This is a genomic window from Streptomyces sp. MJM8645 (genome assembly GCF_001625365.1).
Taxonomy (GTDB): Bacteria; Actinomycetota; Actinomycetes; order Streptomycetales; family Streptomycetaceae; genus Kitasatospora.
The window spans coordinates 118,026-143,139 of the sequence record NZ_LJJF01000001.1 but is presented as its reverse complement, the minus strand read 5'-3'; the positions used below and the strand labels follow the sequence as shown (position 1 = coordinate 143,139).

Genomic DNA, 25,114 nt, shown 5'->3' with positions numbered 1-25,114 from the left:
CACCGCGCCGGTGTCGTGCGTCAGGGCAGCGGGATCCGCACGACCTGCGGGTCGTGGTCGCTCAGCTGGGTGCTGAACTCGCTGTTGATGTGCACGATGTCGTAGCTGTACGGCTTCGCCGCCAGCGCGCCGGAGATGAGGATGTGGTCCAGCACCTGGGAGTTGCCCTCGTACACGTAGGTGTAGCGCTCGGGCAGCGGCAGGGTGCGCGGCAGGTCGGTCAGCGAGCCGCCGGCGGTGAGGATGTCGGCGGTCTGCGAGAACTCGAAGTCGTTGAGGTCGCCGAGCACGATGACCGCCGCGTTCGGGTCCACCGCCAGGATCTGGTCGGTGAAGCTCTTCACCGCTGTCGCCTGGTTGTGGCGCTGGGTCTCGGACGGGTGCGCGGGCGGCTGGTAGCGGCCGAACAGGGGCTGGTCCCCGCCCTTGGAGTTGAAGTGGTTGGCGATCACGAAGACCGGCTTGCCGTTCCAGCGGAACTCGCCGGCGAGCGGCTTGCGGCTGGAGTTGAACGCCGTGTTGGTCGGGTCGATCCGGCCGGGGGAGTAGGCGAGTTGGGGCGTGCCGCCGTTGTTGACCACCGAGTCGGCGGTGGTGGAGCCGGCGCCGGGGCGGTCGGTGAAGCTCAGGCCGCGGTCGGTGCGGAACAGGAACACCTGGCGGATGTTGCCGCCGGGCTGGCCGCCGTCCTGGCCGTCCACCGGGTCGATCTGGCGGTAGGAGTAGGCCGGGCCGCCGGCCGCCGAGATGGCGGCGGTGAGCTTGGCGAGGGTCTGGCCGGGGGCGGTGGTGCCGTCGTCGGTGGGGCCGCTGTTGTCCTGGATCTCCTCCAGGGCGACGAGGTCGGGCGCGCGCAGGTTGGTGACGATGCCCGCCGCGAGGCCGTCGAACTTGCTCTGCGGGTCGGCGGGGGAGAGGTTCTCCACGTTGAAGGTGGCGGCGGCGAGCTGGCCGGCTGTCGGGGCGGCGGTGACCTCGGGGGCGAGGTTGCCGGAGGTGACTGCCGGGGTCGCGGTGACCTGGAGCTTGAAGTTGCCGAAGGAGTAGTCGAGCACGCCGACGGTCGCGCCGGTCAGGGTGTCGCCGACGTTGGCGGCGGGGGTGGGCGCGAGCGCGTTCGCCAGGGTCACCCGCTCCGGGTTGCCGTCGTTCGCCTGGAGCAGGATGCCGCCCCGGTTGGTGCGGGTGGTGCTGCCCTGGGGCACGACGGGGAGGTCGCCGTACTTGTTGCTGGGGCCGACCACGGCCGGGTTGTCGATCTCGACCCGCATGCCCTCCAGCGAGGCCCAGAAGTCGATGCCGTCGGTGGCGGGTTGGTAGTTCCCGGCGGTCTCGACGTCCCCGCCGGTGACGCTGGAGATCACCGCCGCGGGGGGCACCCGCCCGCCGGGGCCGACCAGGGTGGGCGCGGGCAGCGGCGCGTTGTGGGCGATCACCGTGACGCTGGGCGCGGTGAGTTCGGTGATCGACAGGTTGGTGGTGCCGCCGCTGCCGCCGGGGCGGTACTGGCTGACGGTGGCGCTCACCGTGACGGAGTCGCCGACGGCGACGGTGGGGGCGCCGGCGGTGTAGACGTAGACGCCCTCGCTGGTGCCGGGGTCGTTGTCGGGCTGCGGGTCCTGGTACCAGAAGCCGTTGGGCCCGACGGCGGTGACCACGCCGGGCACCGCGCTCACGGCGCTGCCGGCGAGCGGGGAGGTGCGGGCCGCGCCCTGGATGTCGTGTATTCGGGCGCCGGTGGTGGTGCCGCCGCCGGTGGAGGCGGAGTTGCGCGGCGTCGGGGCGCCGATGGTGAAGTCCGCCGCGTTGTTGTCGGTGTCGGTGGCGCCGCCGCCGACGCGCAGGGCGGCGGTGGCGTTGGACAGGTTGCCGGTCGGCGAGCCCTCGGCGGAGCTGGCGCTCGACCCGTAGCCGACCAGGTCCTTCACCCCGGGCTGCGTCGCGCAGCCCGAACCGCAGGTCAGCGCCGTGCCGTTGGTGACCAGCGCGACCTTGCCGGAGGTCGCGGCCAGGTTGAGGGTCCCGGTGGCGTCCGGCGTCGGCAGTGCCGCGCCCGTCCCGGCCCCGGCGGCCTCCTGCACCAGGAGGAAACGCCCCGGCGCGATCGTGCCGGACAGCGTGGTCCGCCCCCAGGACGTGCCGCCCGCCGAGGCGTACTGCACCGTCCAGCCGGTGACGGACACCGGCGCGGTGCCGCGGTTGTACAGCTCGATGAAGTCGTTGGCGTACGGGGCACCGGAGTTGCCGCCCCCGCCGTACACCTGGCTGATCACCACGTCGGGTGACGCCGCCTGGGCGACGCCGCCGGGCAGCGCCAGCAGCGCCCCCACCACGGCTGCGGCGGACGCCCCCGCCATCGCTCTGCGCCGGACTCGCTGGGTACTCCGCATGAGCTTCCTCCTGACGGCCGCTCGGGCTGGTGGCCCGGCGGTCTGAGCACGGACAAGAAAGTTCGGGCGCTGCGGTTCTAGCAACGCCACCCGATCCCTACCGTGCGCGGCGGGCGACGACCAGATGTACGGCGGAAGAATGGTTCGTGGGGCGACAAGTGGGAGGCGGGGTTCCGGCCGGCCCGGTCAGGTCCCGGTGCGGCCCAGCGAGGTTCCGGCCGACCCGCCGGGACGCGCTGTCAGTGCCGCGCCTTAGGTTGGGGGTTGTCGGTGAGCGGGCCGCGAACAGGCCCCGCCTCGCCTCCCGTCTCTGTTGCCCGAAAACCCGAAAGGGGACTTCGTCGTGTCCGTCGCCGTGGAAGAGCAGGTCACCTACCTCGAACTGTCCGAGGAGGAGGGGAGCGCGCACAAGTTCTACGAGGTGCGGCTCGCCGGCAGTACGGTGACGGTCCGGTACGGGCGGATCGGCGAGGAGGGGCAGGCCAAGTCGACCAGCTTCCCGAGCGCCGAGAAGGCCGCGGCGTCGGCGGCCAAGAAGATCGGCGAGAAGGTCCGCAAGGGCTACGCGCCGGCCGTCCAGGGCGTGCGCCAGCGCCGGGCGGTGACCAGGCGGCAGCTCGTCAGCACCCGTTCGACGGCGAACCAGGCGCCGCTGCTGTGGCGGTTCCGCTCCGGCTCGCCGGCCTTCGGCGTCTTCGTCGGCGAGGAGCACGCCTGGGTCGGCAACGAGCGCGGCGACGTCTACACCCTCACCCACGACGGCGAGGTCACTGCCCGGTTCGGCCTGCCGGACGGCGTCAAGTGCATCGTCGCCGACGACTGGTGGATCTACGCAGGCTGCGACGACGGCAAGGTGTACGACCTGGGTGGGAAGGTCCCCCGGGTGGCGTACGAGATAGCCGAGGACGTGGACATCTTCTGGCTCGACATCCACGACGGCGTCCTCGGCGTCGCCGACGAACGCGGCGGGCTGACCACTGTCGACCACGAGGACGAGTTCCAGTGGCGCCGCAAGGCCGAGGGCCGCTCCGGCTGGATGGTGCGCTGCGACGCGGACGGCGTCTACCACGGCCACTCGCGCGGCGTCGCCCGCTATGCGGCGCGCGGCGGCGACCAACTGTGGCACACCGCGACCAAGGGCGAGGTGCTGTTCGGCTGGCAGGAGGCCGACGAGGTGTTCGCCGGCACCGGGCGCGGCTGGGTGCACCGGCTGCGCAAGTCCGACGGCTCCGAGGTCGCCGCCTACCGCTGCGACGCCGCCGTGTTCTCCTGCGCGGCCTCCCCGGACGGCGAGTACGTCTTCGCCGGGGACAACCACTCCTCGGTGTACTGCTTCGCCGCCGACGGCACCCGGTTGTGGAAGCTCGCCACCGGCTGCGGCTCCGCGTACAGCATGCAGTACCGGGACGGCCGGCTCTACCTGGTGACCACGGACGGCTCGCTCGCCTGCCTGGACGCGAGCGAGCAGGCCGTCCGGGCGGCCGAGGGCGGGACGCTGCCGGCCACCGCCGAGGTGCGTAACGCCGGCTGGGAGGCGGTGCGGCCGGGCACGGCCCTGGAGACGGTGGTCACCGGCACCGGCGGCCTGCCCGGCGGCGGGATCGAGGTCGAGTGCGTGCAGGACGGCGCCCGGCTGCGGGTGCGGGTGGTGTCGGCGGGCTTCGACCCGGGCCGGCGGGTGCAGTTCCCGAAGGACGTCCGGGTCGCGGGGGCGCGGTACCTGGTCGCCGAGGTGCGGGAGTCCGCCTCGGGCGGCTTCTACCGGGCGCGCGGCGAGATCAAGCGCCTGCTCTGAACACCCCCGGTGCGGCGGCGGACACCCCGTCGCCGCCGCACCGGGCCGGGATCAGCTCAGCCGCAGCACCAGCTTGCCGGTGTTCTCCCCGCGGAAGAGCATCCCGAGGACGGTCGGGAAGTCGTCCACCGTCCCCTCCACCACGTGCTCCTTGACCTTGATCCGGCCGTCCGCGATCCAGCCCGCGAGCTCCCGGGCCGCCTCCGGGTAGCGGGGCGCGTAGTCGAACACCACGAAGCCCTCCATCCGGGCCCGCCGCACCAGCAGTGACAGGTAGTTGGACGGGCCCTGCACGGCGGTCTCGTTGTTGTACTGGCTGATCGCCCCGCAGAGCACCACCCGGGCGTGCATCGCGAGCCGGGTGAGCGCGGCGTCCAGGACGTCCCCGCCGACGTTGTCGAAGTACACGTCGATGCCGTCGGGCGCGTGGTCGCGCAGCGCCTTGCGGAGGTCCTCGGAGTGGTAGTCGATCGCCGCGTCGAAGCCCAGTTCCCCGGTGAGCAGCGCGCACTTCTCGGGGCCGCCCGCGATGCCGACCACCCGGCAGCCCTTGATCCTGGCGATCTGCCCGACCAGGCTGCCGACGGCCCCGGCGGCGCCGGAGACCACCACGGTCTCGCCCTCCTTGAGCGCCCCGACGTCCAGCAGCCCGAAGTAGGCGGTCATCCCGGGCATGCCGAGCGCGCCGAGGTACGTCGACAGCGGCGCGAGCGCGGGGTCGACCTTCAGCGCGCCCTTGCCGTCCGAGACCACGTACTCCTGGACGCCGAAGCTGCCGACCACGTGGTCGCCGACGCGGAACTTCGGGTGGTCGGACTCGACGACCTCGACCACGGACCCGGCCCGCATCACCTCGCCCAGCCCGACCGGCGGCAGGTAGGACGGCCGGTCGTCCAGCCACCCGCGCATCGCCGGGTCCAGCGACACGTACCGCGTCCGTCCCACGAACTCCCCGGGCCCGGCCGCCCCCACCGGCTCCGACCCGTGTGCCCAGTCCTCCGCCCGCACCTCCCCGACCGGCCGACGGGCGAGGCGGATCTGACGGTTGGTCGCGGTCATGACGTCTCCTGGGGGCGCGCGCGGGCCTGCACTGGAGGCCCGAGTCTAAGCAAGCGCTTAGTCATCTGACCAGTGCCCGCCCGGCGCGTCGACGTCAGCGGCCTGGCCGGTAGTAGGCGTCGAGGGGTGCGCGCGCCTCGTCGAACAGGGCCGGGCCGTCCTGGGCCACCGTCGGCCAGGCGCCCGACTGCGGGTTGAGCTCGACGAGTTGCTCGGTGGAGAGCGCGAAGACCACCCGGCCGAGGCCGGAGCGGACGATGCCGCCGGCGCACATGCCGCAGGGCTGGCAGCTGGTGTAGAGGGTGGTGCGGGCGGCCAGGTCCGGGTCGAGTTCGCGGGCCGCCCAGCGGGCGAGCTTCAGCTCCGGGTGGGCCGTGATGTCGTCGTCGCGCCGCACCGTGTTGTGCGCCTCGGCGAGGATCGCGCCGTCCGGGCCGGCCAGCAGGGAGCCGTACGGTGCGTCGCCCAGGGCGACCGCCCGGGCCGCGAGGGCGACGGCGCGCCGCAGGAGGGTTTCGTCGGCCGGGGTGATCACGATCGGTCCTTCCAGTGGGTGGCCACGGTGGTGAGCGCCTGCCAGGCCGCGCGAGGCCGACGGGTCTCCTCCGGATCGCCGTGGTAGGGGTCGAGGACGACGGTGTCCGCGCCGAGCAGCCGCAGCTGGTCGAGGTCGTCGAGGACCTGCTCGACGGTGCCTACCCCGGCGGGCCGCTCGGGATCGTCGACCGGCGCCTCGGTGATCCGCAGGGCGATGCGGGGGGAGAACCCCGGCAGCGAGTGCTCCGCCAGGATGGAGCGCATCAGGGGCAGGGGGAGCCGCAGCGGGTGCCAGGCATCGCCGAACCTGACCGCGCGCCGGATCGCCGCCTCGCTGTGGCCGCCGACCCAGACGGGCGTCGGGGCGGCGTGGCCCCCCGTCCCCATCCCCGCCCCCGGAGTCTCCGGACGCCAGGCGTCCCGCAGCACGCCCAGGTACTCGTCGGTCAGCCGGCCGCGCGCGGCGAACGGCACGCCGAGCGCGTCGAACTCCTGCCGCGCCCAGCCGACGCCCACCCCGAGGACGAACCGGCCGCCGCTGAGCCGGCTGAGGTTGGCGGCCAGCCGGGCCGTCAGCAGCGGGTGCCGATAGGGCAGGATCAGCACGCTCGTGCCCAGCCGCAGGTCCGTGGTGAGACCGGCCAGCCAGGACAGCGTGGTGAACGGCTCGTAGAACGGCTCCGGGTACCGCACGGCCACGTCCGGGGTGATGGTCACATGGTCCGACAGCATGAGGAGGTCGAAGCCGAGCCCCTCCGAGGTCCGCGCCCATTCGCGCAGCACGCCGGGGTCCGTCCCGGGCCCGAAGTTCGGTATGTTGACGCCAAGTTGCATGGACCGAGGCTATCCCGGTGATCATGGCGGACGGAACCGAACCATCCCGGTGATCACCGCTCTCCGCCGTGGTTCTGCCGGTAGAATCGCACAATGGCCGTGAATCTCGACGACGTCGACTGGCAGATCATCGGACAGCTGCAACGGGAGGCCCGGATGTCTCTCAGCGAGCTGGGGCGGCGGGTGAACCTCAGCTCGTCCGCCACCACGGAACGGGTGCGCAACCTGGAGGCGCTGGGCGTCATCACCGGCTACCACGCCGTGGTCGACCTGGCCAAGGTCGGCTACCCCGTGCTCGCCGTCGTCCGGCTGAAGTACCCGGGCAACCGGCACGAGCCGCTGCGCCGGCTGCTCGCCGAGCGGCGGGAGCTCCTGGAGTGCCTGCGCACCACCGGCGACGACTGCTACACCCTCAAGGTCGCCGCGACCTCCATGGAGCATCTGGAGACGCTCGTGGACGAGCTGGCCGGCTTCGGCAGCACGACCACGAGCGTCGTCTACAGCCAGACGCTGCCCACCCGCGGCCCCGACCGGCCCTGAGCCGCCGCGCCCCTCGCCGTGCCCCTCGGCGCGGCCGGACGCCGGGTCAGCCGTGCTCGGCCGAGGGCTGCCAGCCGAGGGCGGGGCCGAGGCGGGTGGCGAGGTCGGTGAGGATCTGCACGTAGTCCTGGTGGTCGAAGGTGAAGGGCAGGGCGAAGGCGACCTCGTCGACCTCCTGGTAGCCGGCGTGGGCGTGCAGCCGCTCGGCGATCTCCTCGGACGGGCCGACCAGGTCGGGCGCGAACACCATCCGGGCCGGGCCCTGCGGGGCGAGGGTGCGCGGGGTGCGGGCGAGGGCGTACGCCTGGTACTTGGCGCGCTGTTCGGGGCTGGCGCCGTCGGTGGGGATGACGACGAGGCCCTGGGAGACGCGGGCGCGCTCGCCGTCGGGGTGCTGGGCGCGGAAGGCGCGGATCTGGGTGCGCTGGATCTCGGCGAAGTCCTCGGACTCCCCGGGCTCCCCGGCCTTGACGATGCTGCTGGTGAGCAGGTTGAGCCCGTGCTCGCCGGCCCAGCGGGCGGAGCGCAGGCTGCCGGCGCCGTACCAGAGCCGGGAGGCGAGGCCGGGGGAGTGCGGCTGGACCCGGCGGGAGTACACCTCGATGCCCTCGGTGCCGGCGAAGTCGGAGGCGGGCTCGCCGCGGACGAGGCCGAGGAGGCGCTCGGCGCGACCGGTCCCGAAGTCCTCGTGCTCGCCGGTGTCGGGGTGGAGCGCGCCGCGGACCCGGTCGTAGTGGGTGGGCGGGCCGACGCTGAAGCCGGGGTTGAGGCGGCCGCCGGACAGGATGTCGACGGTGGCGAGGTCCTCGGCGAGGCGCAGCGGGTTCTCCCAGCCGAGCGGGGTGACGGCGGTGCCGAGGTGGATGCGGCTGGTGCGCTGGGAGGCGGCGGCGAGGACGGCGACGGGGGAGGAGATCCCGTACTGGAGGTGGCGGTGGCGCAGCCAGGCGCTGTCGAAGCCGAGCTGCTCGCCGAGGGTGATGAGGTCGAGGGTGGACTCGTGGCCCCGGCGCGGGTCGGCCTCGTCGAACAGTCCGATGGTCAGGAAGCCGAGTTTCCGCAGCGGTCGTGGGGTCGGCGGCATGGTGGGTGGCTCCGGGTGGTGTGAGGCGGCCCCGGGAGGGCCGGGCGGGTGGTGCCCGTCGAACGTACGCAGGCGGCTCGCGTCCCCACAAGATCGGCGCGGGATCGGACATCGGCGCGCAACACGGCGCAATCCCCCCTCAATACCGACCCGGTACGGGGCGCGGCGGGCCCCCTCCCCCGACGGGGGCCCGCCGCGCGTCCGGGTGGGTCAGCAGCTGCGCAGCTCCGGGCTCTGGTTGCGGATCTGGTTGTGCAGCGAGGTGAACTCGCGGTAGGCGTCGCCGTCCTCGGTGCCGGGGCGGAAGGCGCCGACGCGGTGGCAGTTGACGAAGGCGAGCTTGACGCCGAAGTGGTCCTCCAGGCTGCCGCGGATGGCGTTGCTGGCGAGCGCGCGCAGCAGCTGGGCGCGCTCCTCGTCGGTGGGCGTGGTGTTGTCGGTGGTGAACTCGTCCTCGGTGGCGCTGAGTTCGGTGCTGAGCCCGGCGACGACCTGGTAGGCGTAGGGGAGGGAGGCGCGCACGGTGTCGAGGAAGTCGGCCTGGTTGACCCGGCCGTGCTCGGCCTGGGCGAGGAGGGCGGGGGAGACGTCGAGCGACATGGGTGTCCTCTTTCGCGGAGTCTGGTTATCGAAGATGAAAACCATTGCAAGATGGACTGTCGGCGATGTCCGGACGCCCTGTCAAGTGCCGTCCCCCGAAGGGCTGACGGGCGGCGCCTCCCGGTCGGCCCTGATGACGAACAGGGCGATCAGCGCCGCGAGCACGGCGAAGGCCAGGCCCATGTCGAACGCCCTGGAGATGCCGTGCGCCAGCACCTCGGAGGAGTACGGCGCCGGCAGCTTTCCGGTGGCCCGGAACCGGGCCGCCTGCTCCGGGGTGGCCTGCCGCAGGAACGCGCCGACCTGCCGGCCGGCCTCACTGCGGCCGGCCGCGCCGTAGACCGTGACCAGGATCGACAGCCCCAGCGAGCCGCCCACCTGCTGGGTGGTGTTGAGCATGCCGGTGGCCGCGCCGGTCTCGTGCGGGGCGACCCGGGAGACCACCGTCAGCGTGGCCGGGACGAAGATCGAGCCCATCCCGAGGCCGAACAGCAGGGTCGGGCCGAGGACCCCGGTCAGGTAGCCGCTGTGGGCGTCGAGCCGGGTGGACCAGAACGCCCCGCCCGCCACCAACAGCGAGCCCACCACCAGGAACGGCCTGCGCCCGTACCGCAGCTGGTTGCGGGCGGCGAACTGGGCGGCGACGACGCTCGCGGCGCTGATCGGCAGGAAGGCGAGGCCGGCCCGCAGCGGGCTGAACCCGAGGACGTCCTGAACGAACAGGGTCATGAAGAAGAAGATGCTGAACATGGTCGCGGCCACGCAGAGCAGCAGCCCGTAGGCGCCGGAGCGGTTGCGGTCGCGGAACAGGTGCAGCGGGGTGATCGGCTGCGGCGCCCGCCGTTCGTGGAACAGGAAGGCCGCCAGCAGCAGCGCGGCGAGGCTGAACGAGGTGAGCGTCACGGGGTCGGTCCAGCCGTGGTCGGAGGCCCGGATGAAGCCGAAGACCAGCGAGACCATGCCCGCCGTGGCGGCGAACGCGCCGGTCAGGTCGAAACGTCCGGGGTGCCGTTCGGACTCGTTGATGTAGAGCGGCGCCAGCAGCGCGATCGCGATGCCGATCGGCACGTTGACGAACAGCACCCACCGCCAGGACAGCCAGGAGGTCAGTATCCCGCCGGCGAGCAGGCCGACGGCGCCGCCCGCCCCCGCGACGGCCGAGTACACGCCGAAGGCGCGGTTGCGGGCCGGGCCCTCCGGGAAGTTGGTCGCGATCAGGGCGAGCGCGGTCGGCGAGGCGATCGCCGCGCCCAGGCCCTGGAGTGCGCGCGCGGCCAGCAGCCAGCCGGAGGACTGCGCGACGCCGCCGAGCAGTGAGGCGAGGCTGAAGATCAGGACCCCGGCGACGAACACGCGCCGGCGCCCGAGGATGTCGCCCATCCGCCCGCCCAGCAGCAGGAGCCCGCCGAAGGTGAGGGTGTAGGCGTTGACGACCCAGGACAGGTCGGTGGTGTTGAACCTCAGCGCCTGCTGGATGTGCGGCAGGGCGATGTTCACGATCGTGACGTCGAGGACCACCATGAGCTGGGTGGCCGCGATGACGGTGAGGGCTGTCCCCGGGTGCTGGCCGCGTCGTGCGGGTGCGGGCGGCGCCGGGGCCAGGGCGCGCGAGGTGACCATGGCAGGTCCCCCAATGGCTCGGGAGCGAACGACGGTGAGGGGCGGGTCCGTCCACTGACACCGGCAGTATCCCCGAGGTATAGGGAACACAATCGTTCATTACCGACAACCGGCTGATTCCGGACCCACGCCACTCCTCCGGGCGCGGTGCGGCGGCGGAAAACCCGGGGCACGGCCCGCCGCGGTCGTGTCAGGATGCTCGGCATGTCTGCTCGTGCACTGAGCTTCGGCGCGATCGCCGAAGCCTACGAACGTTTCCGGCCGGGGTACCCCGACGAACTCTTCGACACGGTGGCGGCGTACGCGGGCCGGCCGGTGCGGACCGCACTGGAGATCGGTGCGGGCACCGGCAAGGCGACCCGGCTGTTCGCCGGGCGCGGGGTCGACGTCACGGCGACGGAGCCCGACGCGGCCATGCTCGCCGAACTGCGCAGGACGGCGCCCCCGAACGTGCGGACCGTCCGGGCCGCGTTCGAGGACCTGCGGCCGGGCGGGACGTACGACCTGGTCTACGCGGCGGCGGCCCTGCACTGGACGCGCCCGGAGGGCCGGTGGTCACGGGTGGCCGAACTGCTGGAGCCGGAGGGAGTGTTCGCCAACTTCGGCGGGCCGTTCCAGCTGGCCGACCCGGCCGTCGAGGAGGCCGTGCGGGCGGCCCGGGCGCCGTTCCTGGAGAGCGACGACGTCCCGTCCCCGGACGGGACCGCTCCCGAGGAGGAACTGCAGTGGCCGGGCACGGAGTTGGAACGGTCCCGGCTGTTCCGTGACGTCCGGCAGTCCGTCATCCGGCGGCGCCTGCTGGTGAGCGCCCCGTACTACCTCGGTCACCTGTCGACCGTCTCGGCGTACCTCCAACTGCCGCCGCCGGGGCGGCGGGAGGCCTTCGAGGCGATCGCGCGGGTGCTGCCCGAGACGGTCGAGATCGCGGCCGACCTCACCGTCCATCTCGCGCGCCGGTGATCCGGGCGGTCAGGACACCGGCTGTGACGTCGAACAGCGGCGCCCGGCCCGCCGCTGTCGCGGTCGGCCGGGCGCCGTGGGGGAGAGCCGGCGATCAGCCCTCCTGGGCGAGGCTCTTCATGTCCTCGTAGCCCATGCCGAGCTTGCTGAACATCTCCTGCTGCGCCAGGGGCAGGCCGAGGGCCTTCAGCTCCTCGGCCTGGGCGGGGGTCAGGGGCTTGCCGGGGGTGAGCGCCGGGGTGCCCGGGGTACCCGGGGCGGTGCCGCCCTTGCCTCCGCTGGTGGCGCCGGAGGTGAGGAGGGTGAGCATCGTGCTCTGGATGTCGTCGCTGGTCAGCGTGACGGCGTCGGCGGGGGCCTCGACGGTCGGGGCGTTCTGGTTGAAGGCGAGCTTCACCGGGAAGTTGACGCCCGGTGCGGCCTTCGCCTCCAGCTGGGCGAGGTCGAAGGTGGCGGCGGAGAGCTTGCCGTCCTTCAGGTAGAGGTCGGCGCCGACCTTGTCCTCGCGCACGGTGCTCGGGACGGAGGTGGGGAGCTTCCCGAACTGCTGGGGGAACTTGGCGGCCAGCGGCTTGACGGCCTTCAGCAGTTCGTCGGCCAGCTGGCGGCCCGGGGCGCTCATCCAGATGTGCTCGGCGCCGTCCTTCTTGCCCTTGTCCTCGAAGGTGACGGTGCGGGACAGCACGTCCTTGAGGGAGTTGGTCAGCTGCTTGGCGGACTCCGGGTCCAGCGAGGGCTGTGCGCTCGGGGTGGCCTTGGCGCCGTCGAACTTCTTGCTGTCGTCGGCGAGCTTCTGCAGGTCGAAGGAGACCCACTTGCCGGCCAGCACGTCCTTGACCGGCTTCAGTTCGGCGGGCAGGCCGCTGCTGATGGCGTCGACCTGCGACGGGTCCTCGCCGACCAGCTTCACCAGGCCCTTGGCGTCGGCCCGCAGGAACGCCTTGGCGTCGACCTGGCGGTACTCCAGCAGCGCGGCGCCCTTCCGGTCGGAGAGGACGTAGGACAGGCGTACCGACTTGTCGAGCGTCAGGTCCTTGTCGGCGCCGTTGCTTTGCGCGTTCTTGAAGGTGTCGAGGTCCTTCAGCGGCTTGTCGGCGGACACCGCGACGGAGAAGTTCAGCCCGGACACGGCGTCGGCGCTCTTCGGGTCGACCTTGTCGCCGGTGGCCGCACCGAAGGCGATGATCTGCTCGGGAGTGGCGTCCACGGAGAACGTGAGGCCGGCGGCCTTGCCCTCGCCGACCTTGGTGAAGGCCTTGGACACCTTCTGCGCGGCGGACAGCTGCTCGACGGTGCCGCAGGCGGCCAGGCCGGCGGCGAGCACGGATGCGGTGACGGCGACGGGAACGGTTCCGCGCGCGGCCCGGCGAATGGCGGTGTTGATGGTACGTCTCCTGTATGGCGGGGTCTGACCACATGGTCAGACCGGTCCCTCCCCGGTGGCGTCAGGCGCCACAGTGCTTACACATTTGATCACATCATCAACAAGGGGGTGGCCGATTATTTCGGACCGCCGCAGCCCCGGCCGAGGCGCAGCGCGGTGTCGATCAATGGCACATGGCTGAAGGCCTGCGGGAAGTTGCCGACCTGGCGCTTGAGCCGCGGGTCCCACTCCTCCGCCAGGAGCCCGAGGTCGTTGCGGATGGACAGCAGCTTGTCGAACAGCTGGTGCGCCTCGTCCGTCCGGCCGATCATCGCCAGGGCGTCGGCCAGCCAGAACGAGCAGGCCAGGAAGGCGCCTTCGTCGCCCGGCAGGCCGTCCACCCCGCCGCTCGTGGGGTAGCGCAGCACGAAGCCGTCCTCGGTGGACAGTTCGCGCTGGATCGCCTCGACGGTGCCGATGACGCGCTTGTCGTCCGGCGGCAGGAAGCCGACCTGGGGGATGAGCAGCAGCGAGGCGTCGAGTTCTTGCGAGCCGTAGGACTGGGTGAAGGTGTTGCGCTCCGGGTCGTAGCCGTGGGTGCAGACGTCCTCGTGGATGGTGTCACGCAGGGCGCGCCAGCGCTCCAGCGGTCCCTCGCAGTCGGTCTGCTCCAGCAGTTGGACCGTCCGGTCGACGGCGACCCAGGCCATCACCTTGGAGTGGACGAAGTGCCGGCGCGGGCCGCGGACCTCCCAGATGCCCTCGTCCGGCTCCTGCCAGTGCTCCTCCAGCCAGGAGATGAGCCGCAGTTGCAGCAGGTGGGCGTGGTCGTTGCGGGCCAGGCCGGTGTGCTGGGCGAGGTGCAGGGCCTCGACGACCTCGCCGTAGACGTCGAGTTGCAGCTGGCCGGCGGCGCCGTTGCCGATCCGGACGGGGCGGGAGCCCTCGTAGCCGGGCAGCCAGTCGAGTTCGGTCTCCACCAGCTCCCGTTCGCCGGCGATGCCGTACATGATCTGGAGGTTCTCCGGGTCGCCGGCGACGGCGCGCAGCAGCCACTCGCGCCAGGCCTTGGCCTCGTCGCGGTAGCCGGTGCGCAGCAGCGAGGAGAGCGTGATGGTGGCGTCGCGCAGCCAGGTGTAGCGGTAGTCCCAGTTGCGGACGCCGCCGATGTCCTCGGGCAGTGAGGTGGTGGGGGCGGCGACGATGCCGCCGGTGGGGGCGTAGGTGAGGCCCTTGAGGGTGATCAGGGAGCGGATCACGGCCTCGCGGTAGGGGCCCTGGTAGGTGCACTGGGCGGCCCAGTCGCGCCAGAACTCCTCGGTGGCGGCGAGTGCCTGCTCGGCGTCCGGCCGGTCGGGGGCGCCGAGGTGGGAGGCCTGCCAGGTGAGGGCGAAGGCGATCCGCTCGCCGGCGGTGACGGTGAAGTCGGCGTAGGTGGTGAGGTCGCGGCCGTAGGTCTCGGACTCGCCGTCCAGCCACACCGAGTCGGGCCCGGCCACGGCGACGGTGCGGGCGCCTGTGCCGTCCGTGACCTTGTGCACCCAGGGCACGATGCGCCCGTAGGAGAAGCGCATCCGCAGGGCCGAGCGCATCCGGACGGTGCCGGCGAGGCCCTCGACGATCCGGATCAGCTGCGGGGCCGCCGTGCCGCGCGGCGGCATGAAGTCGATGACCCGGACGGTACCGCCGGCGGTGTCCCACTCCTGTTCCAGGACCAGCGAGTCGCCCCGGTAGCGCCGCCGGTGGGCGGGCGGGGCGTCACCGGGGGCGATCCGCCAGAAGCCGTGCTCGTCCGTGCCCAGCAGGCCGGCGAAGACGGCCGGGGAGTCGAAGCGGGGCAGGCACAGCCAGTCGACGGCGCCGTCCCTGCCGACCAGGGCGGCGGTCTGCATGTCGCCGATCAGCGCGTAGTCCTCGATGCGGGCGGGCACGTGGTTCTCCAAGAAGGGTTCACAGGAAGGTTCGGCAGAGGGGGGTGTACAGGCAGGGCCGGGCCGGGCTCACTCCTTGAGCGAGCCCGAGTTGGCGCCGCGCACGAAGTGGCGCTGGAAGCAGAAGAACAGGATCGCCACCGGGAGGGTGGAGACCAGCGCCGCAGCCAGCTTGAGCGGGTACTGCGTCCCGGAGCCGAGGCCGCCGGAGACGAAGTGCGCCAGACCGGTGGTGAGGGTGTCGTGCTCGCTGGACTGGGTGGAGACCAGGAAGTGCGTGAACTCGTTCCAGGAGCCCTGGAAGGAGAGCACGGTGAGCGTGATCAGCGAGGGCCGGGACATCGGCAGGACGACGGACCAGAAGATCCGGAACGTCCCGGCGCCGTCGATCCGCGCCGCCTCCTCGATCTCGCGCGGCACCGACTCGAAGAACTGCTTCATGATGAAGATCCCGGCGGCGTCGACCAGCAGCGGCAGGATCATGCCGCTGTAGCTGTCGAACATGCCGAAGCTCTTCAGCACCAGGAACTTCGGGATCAGCAGCACCACGCCCGGCACCGCCATCACGGCCAGCACGAAGGCGAACAGCAGCCGGCGGCCGGGGAACCTGATCCGGGCCAGCGCGTAGCCCGCCATCGAGTCGAACAGCACCCGGCCGGCCGTCACCAGGACGGTCACCACCACGCTGTTGCCCAGCCAGCGCAGGAACGGGATGTTCTCGACGCCCTCCGCCAGACCGAACAGCCGCCGGTAGGAGGCCAGGGTGCCGCCGTCGGGCAGCACCGACATCGGGTGGGCGGCCGCGTCCGGGTCGGTCTTGAAGCTGTTCACCAGTTGCAGGAGGAACGGCAGCAGGTAGAGCAGCGCGAAGCCGAGCAGGACGGCGTACCCGAGGATCCGCAGCGGCCGGGGGAAGCGGCCGAGGATCGGCTTGTCCACGGCGGGCTTGCGGTCAGCGTGCGGCACGGCGGGCTCCCTTCGGGCTGCGGCGGGGCTTGCCGTCCCGCTCCCGCAGGACCCACCGCTGGACGGCGGTGAGCAGCAGGATCAGGCCGAGCAGGACGAACGCGATGGCGGCGCCCTGCCCGAAGTCGGCGTTGTCGAAGCCGGCCGAGTAGGACAGGTAGGCGGGCGTGAGGGTGGTGTTGCCGGGCGCGCCCTTGCCCATCACGTACACCTGGTCGAAGACCTGCCAGGTGGAGATCAGGCCGAGGGTCAGCACCAGGAACAGGACGGGCCGCAGCGCGGGCAGGGTGACGTGGCGCAGCAGCTGGCGGCGGTTGACGCCGTCGAGCGCGGCGGCCTCCTCCAGTTCGCGCGGGATGTCCTGGAGGGCGGCGAGGAAGATCAGCATGAAGGTGCCGGAGGTGGTCCACACCGCCATCAGGATCAGCGTGCACATCGCGACCGAGGGCCCGGCGAACCACTCCGACCAGGACAGCCCGAGCGGGCCGCCGGTGCCCGGGGCGGGCTGGTCCAGGCCGAACCAGCCGAGCACCAGCCAGATCACCCCGCGCGGGTCGGCGAACCAGTTCGGCCCCTTGACCCCGAGCCAGCCCAGCATCCGGTTGACGGCGCCGCTGCCCTGGAAGAGGAACAGGAAGACCGTCGAGATCGCGATCGAGCTGGTGACGGACGGGAAGTAGAACACCGTGCGCAGGGCGCCCCGGCCGCGCAGCATCCGCTGGTTGACCAGGATGGCGAGCAGCAGCGCCAGCACCGTCTGCAGCGGCACCGTCAGCAGGACGTAGTACAGCGTGTTGCGCATCGAGGTGGCGAACAGCGTGCGGTCCAGGCCGTCCTCGGCGAACAGCCGGCGGTAGTTGTCCAGGCCGATGAAGTCCGCGCTGCCGCTGAACGGGTTGGACTGGCCGTCCCAGTGCAGCAGGCTGACCCACAGGGCCATCCCGATCGGCAGGACCATGAAGAGGCCGAGGACCAGGACCATGGGGCCGGCGAACAGCCAGCCCCATGCTCCCTCGCGCAGGCCGCGCCGGCGTATCGTGCCGGTGGAGCTGTTACTTGGCATTCTTGATGGCCTGCTCGCCGTTGCGCTGGAGGGTGGCCAGGATGGCCGCCGGGTCGCCCGTCTTCAGCGACTGGAGGTCGGTGTTGAACTGGGTGAGCACCTTGGTGAACCCGGCGATGGTGACCGGCGCCTGGGCGTTGGCGACGCCGTCGACCCAGGCCTTGGACTCGGGGTACTTCTGGGCGTAGGCGCTCAGCGCGCTGGTGCGCGAGGGCATCACGCCGAAGGCCTGGGCGAACTCCAGTTGCTGGTCGGCGGAGGCGAGGTGCTTGACCAGGTCGACCCCGGCCGCCTGGTGCTGGCTCTTGGCGGCGACGCCCCAGCAGTTGCTGAAGGCGAGGGTGCCGGGGCCGGCCGGGCCGGCGGGCAGCGGGAGCACCTTGTACTGGACGTTCGGGTAGTCCTTGGCCATCGCGCCCTTGAGCCAGTTGCCCTCGATGGTCATCGCGGCCTTGCCCTTGCCGAGCGCCTCGCCGCCCCAGCCGGCGTCCACCTCGGCGACGTACTTGGCCGAGCCGGCCTTCATCATCGACTGCACGTACTCCAGCGCCTGCTTGTTGGCCGGGTTGTCGGCGGTCATCGCGGTCTGCTCGGGGTTGGTGATCCAGCCGCCGGCCTCCTTCAGCAGGGCGCCGAGCCGCTGGTAGTCGGGGGCGGTCACCAGGCCGGTCACGCCGTCCTTGGTGAGCTTGGCGGCGTCGTCGGAGAGCTGCTGCCAGCTGGTCGGGTAGTCGGCCTCGGTCAGGCCGGCCTGCTGCCACAGCGTGGTGTTGATCGCCAGGCCCAGGGTGGAGGTGTCCTTGGGCAGGCAGGTGAGCTTGCCGTCGTAGCTGAAGGCCTTGCGCAGCGGCTCGGAGAAGTCGGCGGCGTCCGGGATCTGGTCGCCGTAGGCGTACAGCGAGCCGCCCTTGGCGTAGTTCGCGAACTGGTCGGAGTTGACGTAGAAGAGGTCCGGCGGGTTGCCGCCGGCGAAGGCCTGGCCGAGCTGCTGGTTGATGTCGCTGGCGATCTGTACGGTGACGGTGTTGCCGGTCTTCTTGGCCCAGTCGGCCGTGGCGGCCTTGACCGCGGCCGTCTCGGCCTCGCCGGAGGTGGCGATCAGCACCGTCAGGCTCTGGTTGCCGCCGGAGGACTGCTTGGCCGGTGAGTCGCCGAAGCCGCCGGAGGAGGAGCAGCCGGTGACGGCGCCGAGGGTGACGGCCGCGCAGACGGCTGCCGCGGCGAGGGTGCGGGAGGTGGCCATGCGGGATCTCCTTGCGAGGGTGGGTGGGGGAGTGGGCGGAGATGGTTTCGGGGGGGAGTGGCGGTCAGACGCTTTCGCGCAGGACCAGCTCCGGTTCCAGGAGCACGTGTTCGGTCGGCCGCTGGTGGTCGCCGAGGCGTTCCAGCAGCAGCCGCATGCACTCGCGGCCGACCGCGTCGAGCGGTTGGGCGAGGCTGGACAGCGACGGGAACAGCAGGGGGGCGATCGGCGAGTCGTCGAAGCCGATGACGGCCGCGTCCGGGCCGGGGGTGCGGCCGTCGCGGCGCAGTGCCTGGTACCAGCCGAGCGCCAGGGTGTCGCTGGCGGTCACGACCGCGGTCGCGCCGGTCGCGAGCAGCCGTTCGGCGGCCTCGGTGGCGCTCGTCCGGTCGTCCGGGCTCTCGGCCCGGCGGCCCCGGGTGGGCAGGCCCAGTTCGCGCATCGCGCTCTGCCAGCCGCGGGCGCGGTCGTCGCCGACGCCGGAGCCCTTCGGCCAGCCGAGGAAGCCGATCTTGCGGTGGCCGAGCCCGGCCAGGTGCCGGACGGCGGCCGAAGTCCCGGCGGAGCCGTCGACGTCGACCCAGTCGCCGACGTCCCGGCCGGACCAGGTGCGGCCGAAGGCGACGTACGGGACGCCGCGTTCGTGCAGCCAGCCCTGGCGGCGGTCGCCGCGGTCGGTGCTGCTGAGGACGAAGCCGTCCGCGCCGTGCTCGTCGAGGAGCTGCTGGTAGCTGGTGAGTTCGTCGTCCCCGGGGGCGACGGCGAACAGCACCACCCGGTAGCCGGCCTGGTCGGCGGCCTCGGAGAGGGAGTGCAGGAACTGGTCCAGGACCGGGGTCGGGACGCCGGTGCTGCTGGAGCGGATGCCGTAGCCGATCAGCCGGCTGGCCCTGGTCTTGAGTGCCTGCGCGGCCCGGTGCGGGCGGTAGCCGAGCTCGTCGATCGCGCGCTGGACCCGTTCCAGCGTCTGCGGGCGCAGCAGCTCGGGCGAGTTGATCGCGTTGGACACCGTCTGACGGCCCACGCCGGCCCGGGCGGCGACCATTTCCAGGGTCGCGGCGGACCCTGTCCTGGGCCGGGGCGATGAGTGTGCATGCATGACGGCGATCCTAGGTTCTGTCTTCATTGACAAGATCTTGGAGCGTTCCAATACGGGGTTCCATCTTCCCCACCAGGGGGGTTAATGTCTTGGAACGCTCCAATGGCAGAAAGGTTGCGCCCGAGTGGAAGCAACTGTCAAGCCCCAAAACGAGGATGAAGAGACCATGTCAGCGATCGCCCTGCAGCCGTTCCTGCACGACGCCCAGCTCTCCGTGGCCGCCCCGAGCTTCTGTGCCTCGCGCCCGGACGGGCGGATCGGCGAAGGCGCGGACGGCTTCTACCACGGGGACCGCCGGATCCTCTCCCGCCTGGAGGCCGGCGTCGCCGCGGTCCCCAACGCCCCCGTCGCCACCGCGCTCGGCGAGGACGGACGCACCACCTTCGTCACCGTGCTGCGCGGCATCGCCGAACTCACCCCCGACCCGGCCGTCACCCTGGAACGCCGCCGGGAGCTGCACCCCGGCCGCCTCGTCGAGCGCTACACCGTCCGCAACGCGGGCGACCTCACCGCCCGCCTGCGCCTGGACGTACGCGCGGAGAGCGACTTCGCCGCGATGGACTCCGTCAAGGCCGGCCGCGCCACCCAGGCACTCACGCCCACCGCCGGCCCGAACGGCCTGCGCTGGAGCGAGGGCCCGCTCAGCGCCGCCCTCACCGTCGAGCCGGCGCCCGACCACCTCGCCGCCGACACCGGCACCCTGGGCTTCGACCTCGAACTCGCCCCCGGCCAGAGCTGGCAGGCCGTCCTGGAGTGCACCGCCGAGCACCGCGACGGCGACCTCTTCCCCGCCCCGGCCGCCGACGCCGCCCCGTGGCGCACCCCCGGGATCACCGGCCGCGACCACCACCTCGCGCACTGGATCGCCCGCTCCCACCACGACCTGCGCGGCCTCCTGCTCACCGACCCGCTGGAGCCCGGCGACCACTTCCTCGGCGCCGGGGCCCCCTGGTTCCTCACCCTGTTCGGCCGCGACTCCCTCTGGGCGGCCCGGATGATGCTCCCGCTCGGCACCGAACTCGCCGCCGGCACGCTGCGCACCCTGGCCCGCCGCCAGGGCCGCGCCCTCGACCCGGCCACCGAGGAGCAGCCCGGCAAGATCCTCCACGAGGTCCGCCGCGACGAGCAGCACCTCGACAACGGCTCCCACCTGCCGCCCTGCTACTTCGGCACGGCCGACGCCACCCCGCTGTGGCTCACCCTCCTGCACGACGCCTGGCGCTGGGGCATGCCCGAGGACCAGGTCGAGGACCTGCTGCCGCACGCCGAGGCCGCCCTCGCCTGGCTGGCCGACCACGCCGACGCGGACGGCGACGGCTTCCTGGAGTACGTCGACAGCTCCGGCAAGGGGCTCTCCAACCAGGGCTGGAAGGACTCCTCCGACAGCATCCGCTTCCGCGACGGCCGGATCGCCGACGCCCCCATCGCGCTCAGCGAGGTCCAGGCCTACGCCTACGAGGCCGCCGTCGCCTCGGCCGACCTGCTGGAGGCCTTCGGCCGGCCCGGCGCCGACCGCTGGCGGCAGTGGGCGGAGGAGTTGCGGCTGCGCTTCCGCGACCGGTTCTGGACCGAGGACGCGCACGGCCCGTACCCGGTGGTCGCCCTCGACGGCGGCAAGCACCAGGTCGACTCGATCGCCTCCAACATGGGCCACCTGCTCGGCACCGGCCTGCTCGACCCGCAGGAGAGTGCCCTGGTCGCCGGCCGGCTCACCGCCCCCGGCATGGACAGCGGCTTCGGGCTGCGCACCCTGGACGCCGCCGCGGCCGGCTTCAACCCGCTCGGCTACCACACCGGTTCGGTCTGGCCGCACGACAGCGCCATCGCCGTCCACGGCCTCTCCCACGCCGGGCTGCACGACGCCGCCGCGCCGCTGGCCGCCGGCCTGGTCCGCGCGGCGGCGGCCTTCGACCACCGCCTGCCCGAACTCTTCGGCGGCCACCCGCGCGCCGAGTTCGCCCGCCCCGTCCCCTACCCGGCCTCCTGCCGCCCGCAGGCCTGGGCCGCCGCGGCCTCCGTCCAGGTGGTGCAGGCGCTGCTCGGCCTGGAGGCCGACGCCCCCAACCGGCGGCTCCGGGTGCGCGCTCAACTCCCCGCCGGCTACGAGTCGCTGACGTTCACCGGCCTGACGGTGGCGGGCCTGCCGATCGAGGTGTCCACCGACCACGCCGGAGCCGTCGACCTGCGCGCCCCGCAGGGCTTCACCGTCACCACGGAGCACTGAGGCGCACCCCGCCGGCCCGGCGGCCGCGCCCGGCCCGGCCGGCGGGGAGCGGGCCGTCCGGGCGTAGGCGCGGGCCGTCCGGGCGCGGCCGCCGGGCCGGGTCAGCCGCGCTGCACGGTGAACTGGTCCACGGCGGTGCCGTCCTCGGTGATCGAGCGCACCGCCATGCGGGCCGGCTTGCCGGCGGCGGCGGGCGTCACGTCGACCGCCACCAGGCAGTAACCGGTGTAACGGACCCTGGACCAGGTGACCTTGACGGTCTGGTTGTGGCCGCTCGGATCGGCGACCACCATCGGGACGGGGGAGTCGTTCTTCGTCTCGTGCCCGAGGTAGGTGTCGGCGACGGGGAAGGAGTAGACCCCGCCGCCACCGCCGCCCGCGACGACGTACGTCGTGCCGTCCTTCAGCGGATTGACGGTGTCTCCGGAGGCGACCTTGCGGGTGGGCTTGCCGGAACGGATGGGGTCGGTCCGCTCGTAGACGTGGTTGTGGCCGCTGAGCACCAGGTCCACCTGGTACTTGTCGAACAGCGGGGCCCAGTCCTGCTGCGCGCCGAGTTCGGCCCCGTTGTCGTGGCAGGTGGAGTACGTGCACTGGTGCAGGTAGACGACGACGAAGTCGATGGTGGTGTCGGCGCGGAGCGCGGCGAGCCGGCTCTCCAGCCACTTCTTCTGCTTGCCCTTGGTGTAGTTCAGGTTGGCCGCGGTGTTGTAGCAGATGTCGTTGCCGTCGAGGCTGATCAGGCCGACGTTCTGGCAGCGCCAGGAGTAGATGCCGGTGGACTGCGCCCAGGCGTTGTCGGGCATCGTGAACCGGGCGCGGACGCCCCCGTAGCCGTCGGCCCCGTACCAGGCCTCCATCTCGTGGTTGCCGATCGCCATCATCCACGGGGTCCGGGAGGCGACGGGGTCGTTCTGCACGAAGAAGGAGTCCCACAGACGGGCGTCGTAGGGGTCGCTGGTCTTGCCGCTGCCGCCGCTGTTGGCGTACGAGAGGTCGCCCATGTGGAGGTGGAAGGCGGGGTCGAGGCCGGCGATCAGGTTGGCGGTGGCGGCCGCGTTGTACCCGATGCCCTGGTCGCCGAAGGCCGTGAAGGTGAACCCGGTGCCGCGCCCGGGGGCGGGCGCGGTGCGGAAGCTCGCCACGTCGCCGAGCCGGGCGCGCTGCCCCGCGGGGTCGTAGCCCTGGTGGCCGACGACGTAGTAGTACGTGGTGTCGGGGATCAGCTGGTCGACCTGCGCGTGCAGGTAGTACTGGGTGACGGTGGTGGGCTTGACCAGGGGCTGGTCCTCGACCGGGTGCTGCCAGGACAGCTTGCTGACCAGGGTGCGGACCTCGGCGGCGATCGGGGAGCCGAAGTCGCCGGGCTGGAGGCCGATCCGGACGAAGGGGGCGGTCACCGCGCCCGGCACCTGCCAGGAGACGACGACCTGTTGGGAGGGATCGGCCCCGAAGGCCAGGTGCCGGCCGAAGGGGCGCAGCGCGGACCCGGCGGTCTGGTCGCTGCGGGGCGAGGGGAGGGTCGGGGTGTCGAGGGCGGTCGGACGGGGGGCGGCCTGGGCGGCGCCGGGCAGCAGGAGGCTGCCCGCGGCGAAGGCGGCACCGCCCGCCGCGCTCACTCGCAGGAGGTCGCGCCGGGAGTGCCGTGAGGTCTCGGACATGACATTAAGTTAGGAAACATCACTAACCTTTGACAAGAGGGCGGACGCGAACGGATTCGGCTGCGCCATACGCCAGTTGGGGGTGCCAGGACATCGAGGCGACGGTGCCCGGACATCGAGGCGGGGCGCTCCCGGCCTCGGGAGCACCCCCGCCTGCTCGGCCGCAGCCCGGCGGGAGGGACTTGAACGCGCGGGCCGATGTCCGGATTACCCACCGGGCCGTCCGTATCGCCCCTCGGCCCGGCCCGGTCCCCACACCTACGGTCGAGGCCATGAACGAACCCCTCAGCCCCGACGACCTCGCCGCCTACCACGAGAACGGCTTCCTCCTCGTCAAGAACCTGATCAGCCGACAGGAGGCGGCGGCGATGCGGGAGGAGTGCCACGCCCTGGCCGCCCGCCTCGACTCCGACGCCGACCCGACCTGGGCCAGCGCGCGCACCGTCGCGGGTGCGTCCGCCGGGCGCACGGCCCTCAAGCACGCCCACGACGCGCAGTTCCACTCGGCGGCCTTCGCCCGGCTGCTGGTCGACCCCAGGTTCACGGACGTCGCGGCCGCACTGCTCGGCGGGCCCAACCTCCAGTTGCACCACACGAAGATGTTCATCAAGCCTCCGGAGACCGGCTCCCCCTTCCCCCTGCACCAGGACCACCCGTTCTTCCCGCACGCCCGGCACACCGTCGCGGCCGCGGTCTTCCACTTCGACGACGCCCCGGAGGAGAAGGGCTGCATCAGGGCCGTCCCCGGCAGCCACCAGCAGGGCCCGCTGCCGCACGTCGAGGACGGCAGCTGGCACCTGCCGCCCGACACCTGGCGGCTCCAGGACGCCCGGCCGTGCCCGGCGGAGGCCGGCGACGTCCTGTTCTTCGGCTACCTCACCGTGCACGGTTCGGGGCTGAACACCTCCGACCAGGCCCGCACCACCTGGCTGGTACAGTTCCGGGACCCTGCGGACCGGCCCACCACGGACGATCACACCTGGTCCCTCGGTCAGGGCATGATGCTGCGGGGCGTCGACCCCACCGCGCGCAGGACGGACGGGGCGGGCGAGCCGAGATGACCGAACTGGCCCGGGCGGGCGCCGCCCTGCCCCTGCTCAACTCCGTGCGGCTGGGCACCACCCTCGCCGGACGACGGGTCGAGTTCGTGGACTGGGGGTTCTACCCGCCCGAGCCATGGCGCAACTACTGGCACAGCCACTCCTACTTCGAGTTCTGCTACGCCTACGCCGGGCGCGGGACGTTCCGGATCGGCGCGCTGGAGCACCCGGTCGGAGCCGGCGAGCTGTTCCTGGCCCGCCCCGGCGAGGTCCACGAGATCACCACCGACGCCCGGGACCCGCTCGGCATCGTCTTCTGGTCCTGGACGATGGTCCCCGAACGCGGTCCGCGCGGGGCCGCCGGGCCCGGCTCCCCGGAGACCGCCGCCCTGCTCGACGCCCTCGCGGCCGGCCCGCGCCGGGTCGTCCCGGCCGCCGGAACCCCGCTTCCCCGGCTGTTGGCGACACTCGCCGAAGAGGCTGCGGCTCCGGGGCCGGCCAGCCCCGACCTGCTGGCCGCCCTCGGCCCCGCGCTGGTCCTCACCTGCGCCCGCGTCGTCGCCGACCTGCCCGCCGCCGCGCGCCCGACGCCCGTGCCGGGTGGGCGCGCGGCGGCGGCCGCCGCGCGGATGACCCGCTACCTCGACGACAACTTCGACCGCCCGGTACGGGTACGGGACGTCGCCACCCAGGTCCACCTGAGCGAGCGCCACGCAGCACGGCTCTTCCAGCAGGAGACGGGGTGCACGATCATCGCCTACCTGACCCGCCGACGGCTGGACGTCGCCGCGCAGCGCCTGGCCGATCCCGCGCTGCGCCCGCTGTCCGTCGCGGCCGTCGCCCGCTCCTGCGGCTATGCGGACACCCGGCACTTCAGCACCGCGTTCCGGCGCTACTGGGGAGCGCTCCCGACGCAGGTGCGGGCCGGGGGCGGCACCACCCACGGCCTGTCCGCGGACCGCGGCGCGATCCGGTAGCCGATGGCCGACCACGCCGGGGGTGGGTGTGGCCGGGGCCGGGCGTCGGTTCTTGGGCGGATCGGCCTATTCGGCCCCGCGAGCCGTGGCTGCGACGGCGACGGCCGCCCTACCGTGGGCGAATGACC

General features: G+C 72.6%; 20 protein-coding genes. 6 read left to right on the top strand and 14 right to left on the bottom strand.

Features of this window, described 5'->3' with window-relative positions; translation table 11 throughout:
- Nucleotides 1-20: 20 nt before the first annotated feature.
- The gene (locus A6F73_RS00595) at nt 21-2,390 is read right to left on the bottom strand and encodes a lamin tail domain-containing protein (protein ID WP_063345919.1); all 2,370 of its coding nucleotides are present in this window, start codon (nt 2,388-2,390) and stop codon (nt 21-23) included.
- A gap of 343 nt (nt 2,391-2,733) precedes the next feature.
- Here A6F73_RS00595 and A6F73_RS00590 point away from each other — a divergent pair, with 343 nt between their 5' ends.
- Nucleotides 2,734-4,185, top strand: a complete 1,452-nt coding sequence (locus A6F73_RS00590) for a WGR domain-containing protein (RefSeq protein WP_244293240.1) — start codon at nt 2,734-2,736, stop codon at nt 4,183-4,185.
- A gap of 51 nt (nt 4,186-4,236) precedes the next feature.
- Here A6F73_RS00590 and A6F73_RS00585 read toward each other — a convergent pair whose 3' ends face one another.
- The 3 genes from A6F73_RS00585 to A6F73_RS00575 form a co-directional block, all read right to left on the bottom strand.
- Nucleotides 4,237-5,244, bottom strand: a complete 1,008-nt coding sequence (locus A6F73_RS00585; protein WP_208869027.1) for an NADP-dependent oxidoreductase — start codon at nt 5,242-5,244, stop codon at nt 4,237-4,239.
- 94 nt (nt 5,245-5,338) lie between these two features.
- The gene (locus A6F73_RS00580; protein ID WP_063345918.1) at nt 5,339-5,779 is read right to left on the bottom strand and encodes a nucleoside deaminase; all 441 of its coding nucleotides are present in this window, start codon (nt 5,777-5,779) and stop codon (nt 5,339-5,341) included.
- Nucleotides 5,776-6,615, bottom strand: a complete 840-nt coding sequence (locus A6F73_RS00575; RefSeq protein ID WP_063345917.1) for a TIGR03619 family F420-dependent LLM class oxidoreductase — start codon at nt 6,613-6,615, stop codon at nt 5,776-5,778. The genes A6F73_RS00580 and A6F73_RS00575 overlap by 4 nt, the downstream gene beginning before the upstream one ends.
- 93 nt (nt 6,616-6,708) lie before the next feature.
- Between A6F73_RS00575 and A6F73_RS00570 the strand changes: the two genes are divergently transcribed.
- Nucleotides 6,709-7,155 (top strand): Lrp/AsnC family transcriptional regulator, encoded by a 447-nt coding sequence (locus A6F73_RS00570; protein WP_063345916.1) that lies wholly within the window; start codon nt 6,709-6,711, stop codon nt 7,153-7,155.
- Between the two features lie 46 nt (nt 7,156-7,201).
- Here A6F73_RS00570 and A6F73_RS00565 read toward each other — a convergent pair whose 3' ends face one another.
- From A6F73_RS00565 to A6F73_RS00555, 3 genes are all read right to left on the bottom strand, one after another.
- Entirely contained in the window at nt 7,202-8,239 is a 1,038-nt protein-coding gene (locus A6F73_RS00565) for an LLM class flavin-dependent oxidoreductase (protein ID WP_063345915.1), read from the bottom strand.
- Between the two features lie 210 nt (nt 8,240-8,449).
- Nucleotides 8,450-8,839 carry an SCO5389 family protein gene (locus tag A6F73_RS00560; protein WP_063345914.1) on the bottom strand — a complete coding sequence of 130 codons (390 nt, stop codon included), beginning with the start codon at nt 8,837-8,839 and terminating at the stop codon, nt 8,450-8,452.
- 81 nt (nt 8,840-8,920) lie between these two features.
- The gene (locus tag A6F73_RS00555; RefSeq protein ID WP_063345913.1) at nt 8,921-10,459 is read right to left on the bottom strand and encodes an MFS transporter; all 1,539 of its coding nucleotides are present in this window, start codon (nt 10,457-10,459) and stop codon (nt 8,921-8,923) included.
- A 204-nt stretch (nt 10,460-10,663) separates the two neighbouring features.
- On the opposite strand from A6F73_RS00555, the gene A6F73_RS00550 reads away from it, so the two are divergent.
- Entirely contained in the window at nt 10,664-11,419 is a 756-nt protein-coding gene (locus A6F73_RS00550) for a class I SAM-dependent methyltransferase (RefSeq protein ID WP_063345912.1), read from the top strand.
- A 94-nt stretch (nt 11,420-11,513) separates the two neighbouring features.
- Here A6F73_RS00550 and A6F73_RS00545 read toward each other — a convergent pair whose 3' ends face one another.
- The 6 genes from A6F73_RS00545 to A6F73_RS00520 form a co-directional block, all read right to left on the bottom strand.
- On the bottom strand, nt 11,514-12,743 hold the full coding sequence (locus A6F73_RS00545) for a hypothetical protein (protein WP_063345911.1): 1,230 nt from the start codon (nt 12,741-12,743) through the stop codon (nt 11,514-11,516).
- 176 nt (nt 12,744-12,919) lie between these two features.
- Nucleotides 12,920-14,713, bottom strand: a complete 1,794-nt coding sequence (locus tag A6F73_RS00540; protein WP_107452792.1) for a glycoside hydrolase family 15 protein — start codon at nt 14,711-14,713, stop codon at nt 12,920-12,922.
- Nucleotides 14,714-14,782: 69 nt separating this feature from the next.
- Entirely contained in the window at nt 14,783-15,679 is an 897-nt protein-coding gene (locus A6F73_RS00535; protein WP_208869026.1) for a carbohydrate ABC transporter permease, read from the bottom strand.
- The gene (locus A6F73_RS00530) at nt 15,666-16,742 is read right to left on the bottom strand and encodes a sugar ABC transporter permease (protein ID WP_063345910.1); all 1,077 of its coding nucleotides are present in this window, start codon (nt 16,740-16,742) and stop codon (nt 15,666-15,668) included. Before A6F73_RS00530 ends, A6F73_RS00535 begins: the two co-directional genes overlap by 14 nt.
- Complete coding sequence (locus A6F73_RS00525; RefSeq protein WP_063345909.1) at nt 16,732-17,985, bottom strand: extracellular solute-binding protein; 1,254 nt, start codon at nt 17,983-17,985, stop codon at nt 16,732-16,734. Before A6F73_RS00525 ends, A6F73_RS00530 begins: the two co-directional genes overlap by 11 nt.
- 64 nt (nt 17,986-18,049) lie before the next feature.
- Nucleotides 18,050-19,084 carry a LacI family DNA-binding transcriptional regulator gene (locus A6F73_RS00520; RefSeq protein ID WP_063345908.1) on the bottom strand — a complete coding sequence of 345 codons (1,035 nt, stop codon included), beginning with the start codon at nt 19,082-19,084 and terminating at the stop codon, nt 18,050-18,052.
- Between the two features lie 166 nt (nt 19,085-19,250).
- On the opposite strand from A6F73_RS00520, the gene A6F73_RS00515 reads away from it, so the two are divergent.
- On the top strand, nt 19,251-21,308 hold the full coding sequence (locus tag A6F73_RS00515; protein ID WP_107452791.1) for a glycogen debranching N-terminal domain-containing protein: 2,058 nt from the start codon (nt 19,251-19,253) through the stop codon (nt 21,306-21,308).
- Between the two features lie 101 nt (nt 21,309-21,409).
- On the opposite strand, the gene A6F73_RS00510 is transcribed toward A6F73_RS00515, so the two are convergent.
- On the bottom strand, nt 21,410-22,969 hold the full coding sequence (locus A6F73_RS00510; RefSeq protein ID WP_063345906.1) for a metallophosphoesterase family protein: 1,560 nt from the start codon (nt 22,967-22,969) through the stop codon (nt 21,410-21,412).
- Nucleotides 22,970-23,241: 272 nt separating this feature from the next.
- Here A6F73_RS00510 and A6F73_RS00505 point away from each other — a divergent pair, with 272 nt between their 5' ends.
- Both A6F73_RS00505 and A6F73_RS00500 read left to right on the top strand, forming a co-directional pair.
- The gene (locus tag A6F73_RS00505) at nt 23,242-24,030 is read left to right on the top strand and encodes a phytanoyl-CoA dioxygenase family protein (protein WP_063345905.1); all 789 of its coding nucleotides are present in this window, start codon (nt 23,242-23,244) and stop codon (nt 24,028-24,030) included.
- The gene (locus A6F73_RS00500; protein WP_063345904.1) at nt 24,027-24,986 is read left to right on the top strand and encodes an AraC family transcriptional regulator; all 960 of its coding nucleotides are present in this window, start codon (nt 24,027-24,029) and stop codon (nt 24,984-24,986) included. Before A6F73_RS00505 ends, A6F73_RS00500 begins: the two co-directional genes overlap by 4 nt.
- Nucleotides 24,987-25,114 lie beyond the last annotated feature (128 nt).

Excerpts from the sequence above, each read along its gene's own strand:
- A6F73_RS00595 (WP_063345919.1), bottom strand. The coding sequence starts at position 2,390 with ATGCGGAGTACCCAGCGAGTCCGGCGCAGAGCGATGGCGGGGGCGTCC.
- A6F73_RS00585 (WP_208869027.1), bottom strand. The coding sequence starts at position 5,244 with ATGACCGCGACCAACCGTCAGATCCGCCTCGCCCGTCGGCCGGTCGGG.
- A6F73_RS00575 (WP_063345917.1), bottom strand. The coding sequence starts at position 6,615 with ATGCAACTTGGCGTCAACATACCGAACTTCGGGCCCGGGACGGACCCC.
- A6F73_RS00570 (WP_063345916.1), top strand. The coding sequence starts at position 6,709 with ATGGCCGTGAATCTCGACGACGTCGACTGGCAGATCATCGGACAGCTG.
- A6F73_RS00565 (WP_063345915.1), bottom strand. The coding sequence starts at position 8,239 with ATGCCGCCGACCCCACGACCGCTGCGGAAACTCGGCTTCCTGACCATC.
- A6F73_RS00560 (WP_063345914.1), bottom strand. The coding sequence starts at position 8,839 with ATGTCGCTCGACGTCTCCCCCGCCCTCCTCGCCCAGGCCGAGCACGGC.
- A6F73_RS00555 (WP_063345913.1), bottom strand. The coding sequence starts at position 10,459 with ATGGTCACCTCGCGCGCCCTGGCCCCGGCGCCGCCCGCACCCGCACGA.
- A6F73_RS00550 (WP_063345912.1), top strand. The coding sequence starts at position 10,664 with ATGTCTGCTCGTGCACTGAGCTTCGGCGCGATCGCCGAAGCCTACGAA.
- A6F73_RS00530 (WP_063345910.1), bottom strand. The coding sequence starts at position 16,742 with ATGCCAAGTAACAGCTCCACCGGCACGATACGCCGGCGCGGCCTGCGC.
- A6F73_RS00525 (WP_063345909.1), bottom strand. The coding sequence starts at position 17,985 with ATGGCCACCTCCCGCACCCTCGCCGCGGCAGCCGTCTGCGCGGCCGTC.
- A6F73_RS00520 (WP_063345908.1), bottom strand. The coding sequence starts at position 19,084 with ATGCATGCACACTCATCGCCCCGGCCCAGGACAGGGTCCGCCGCGACC.
- A6F73_RS00515 (WP_107452791.1), top strand. The coding sequence starts at position 19,251 with ATGTCAGCGATCGCCCTGCAGCCGTTCCTGCACGACGCCCAGCTCTCC.
- A6F73_RS00510 (WP_063345906.1), bottom strand. The coding sequence starts at position 22,969 with ATGTCCGAGACCTCACGGCACTCCCGGCGCGACCTCCTGCGAGTGAGC.
- A6F73_RS00505 (WP_063345905.1), top strand. The coding sequence starts at position 23,242 with ATGAACGAACCCCTCAGCCCCGACGACCTCGCCGCCTACCACGAGAAC.
- A6F73_RS00500 (WP_063345904.1), top strand. The coding sequence starts at position 24,027 with ATGACCGAACTGGCCCGGGCGGGCGCCGCCCTGCCCCTGCTCAACTCC.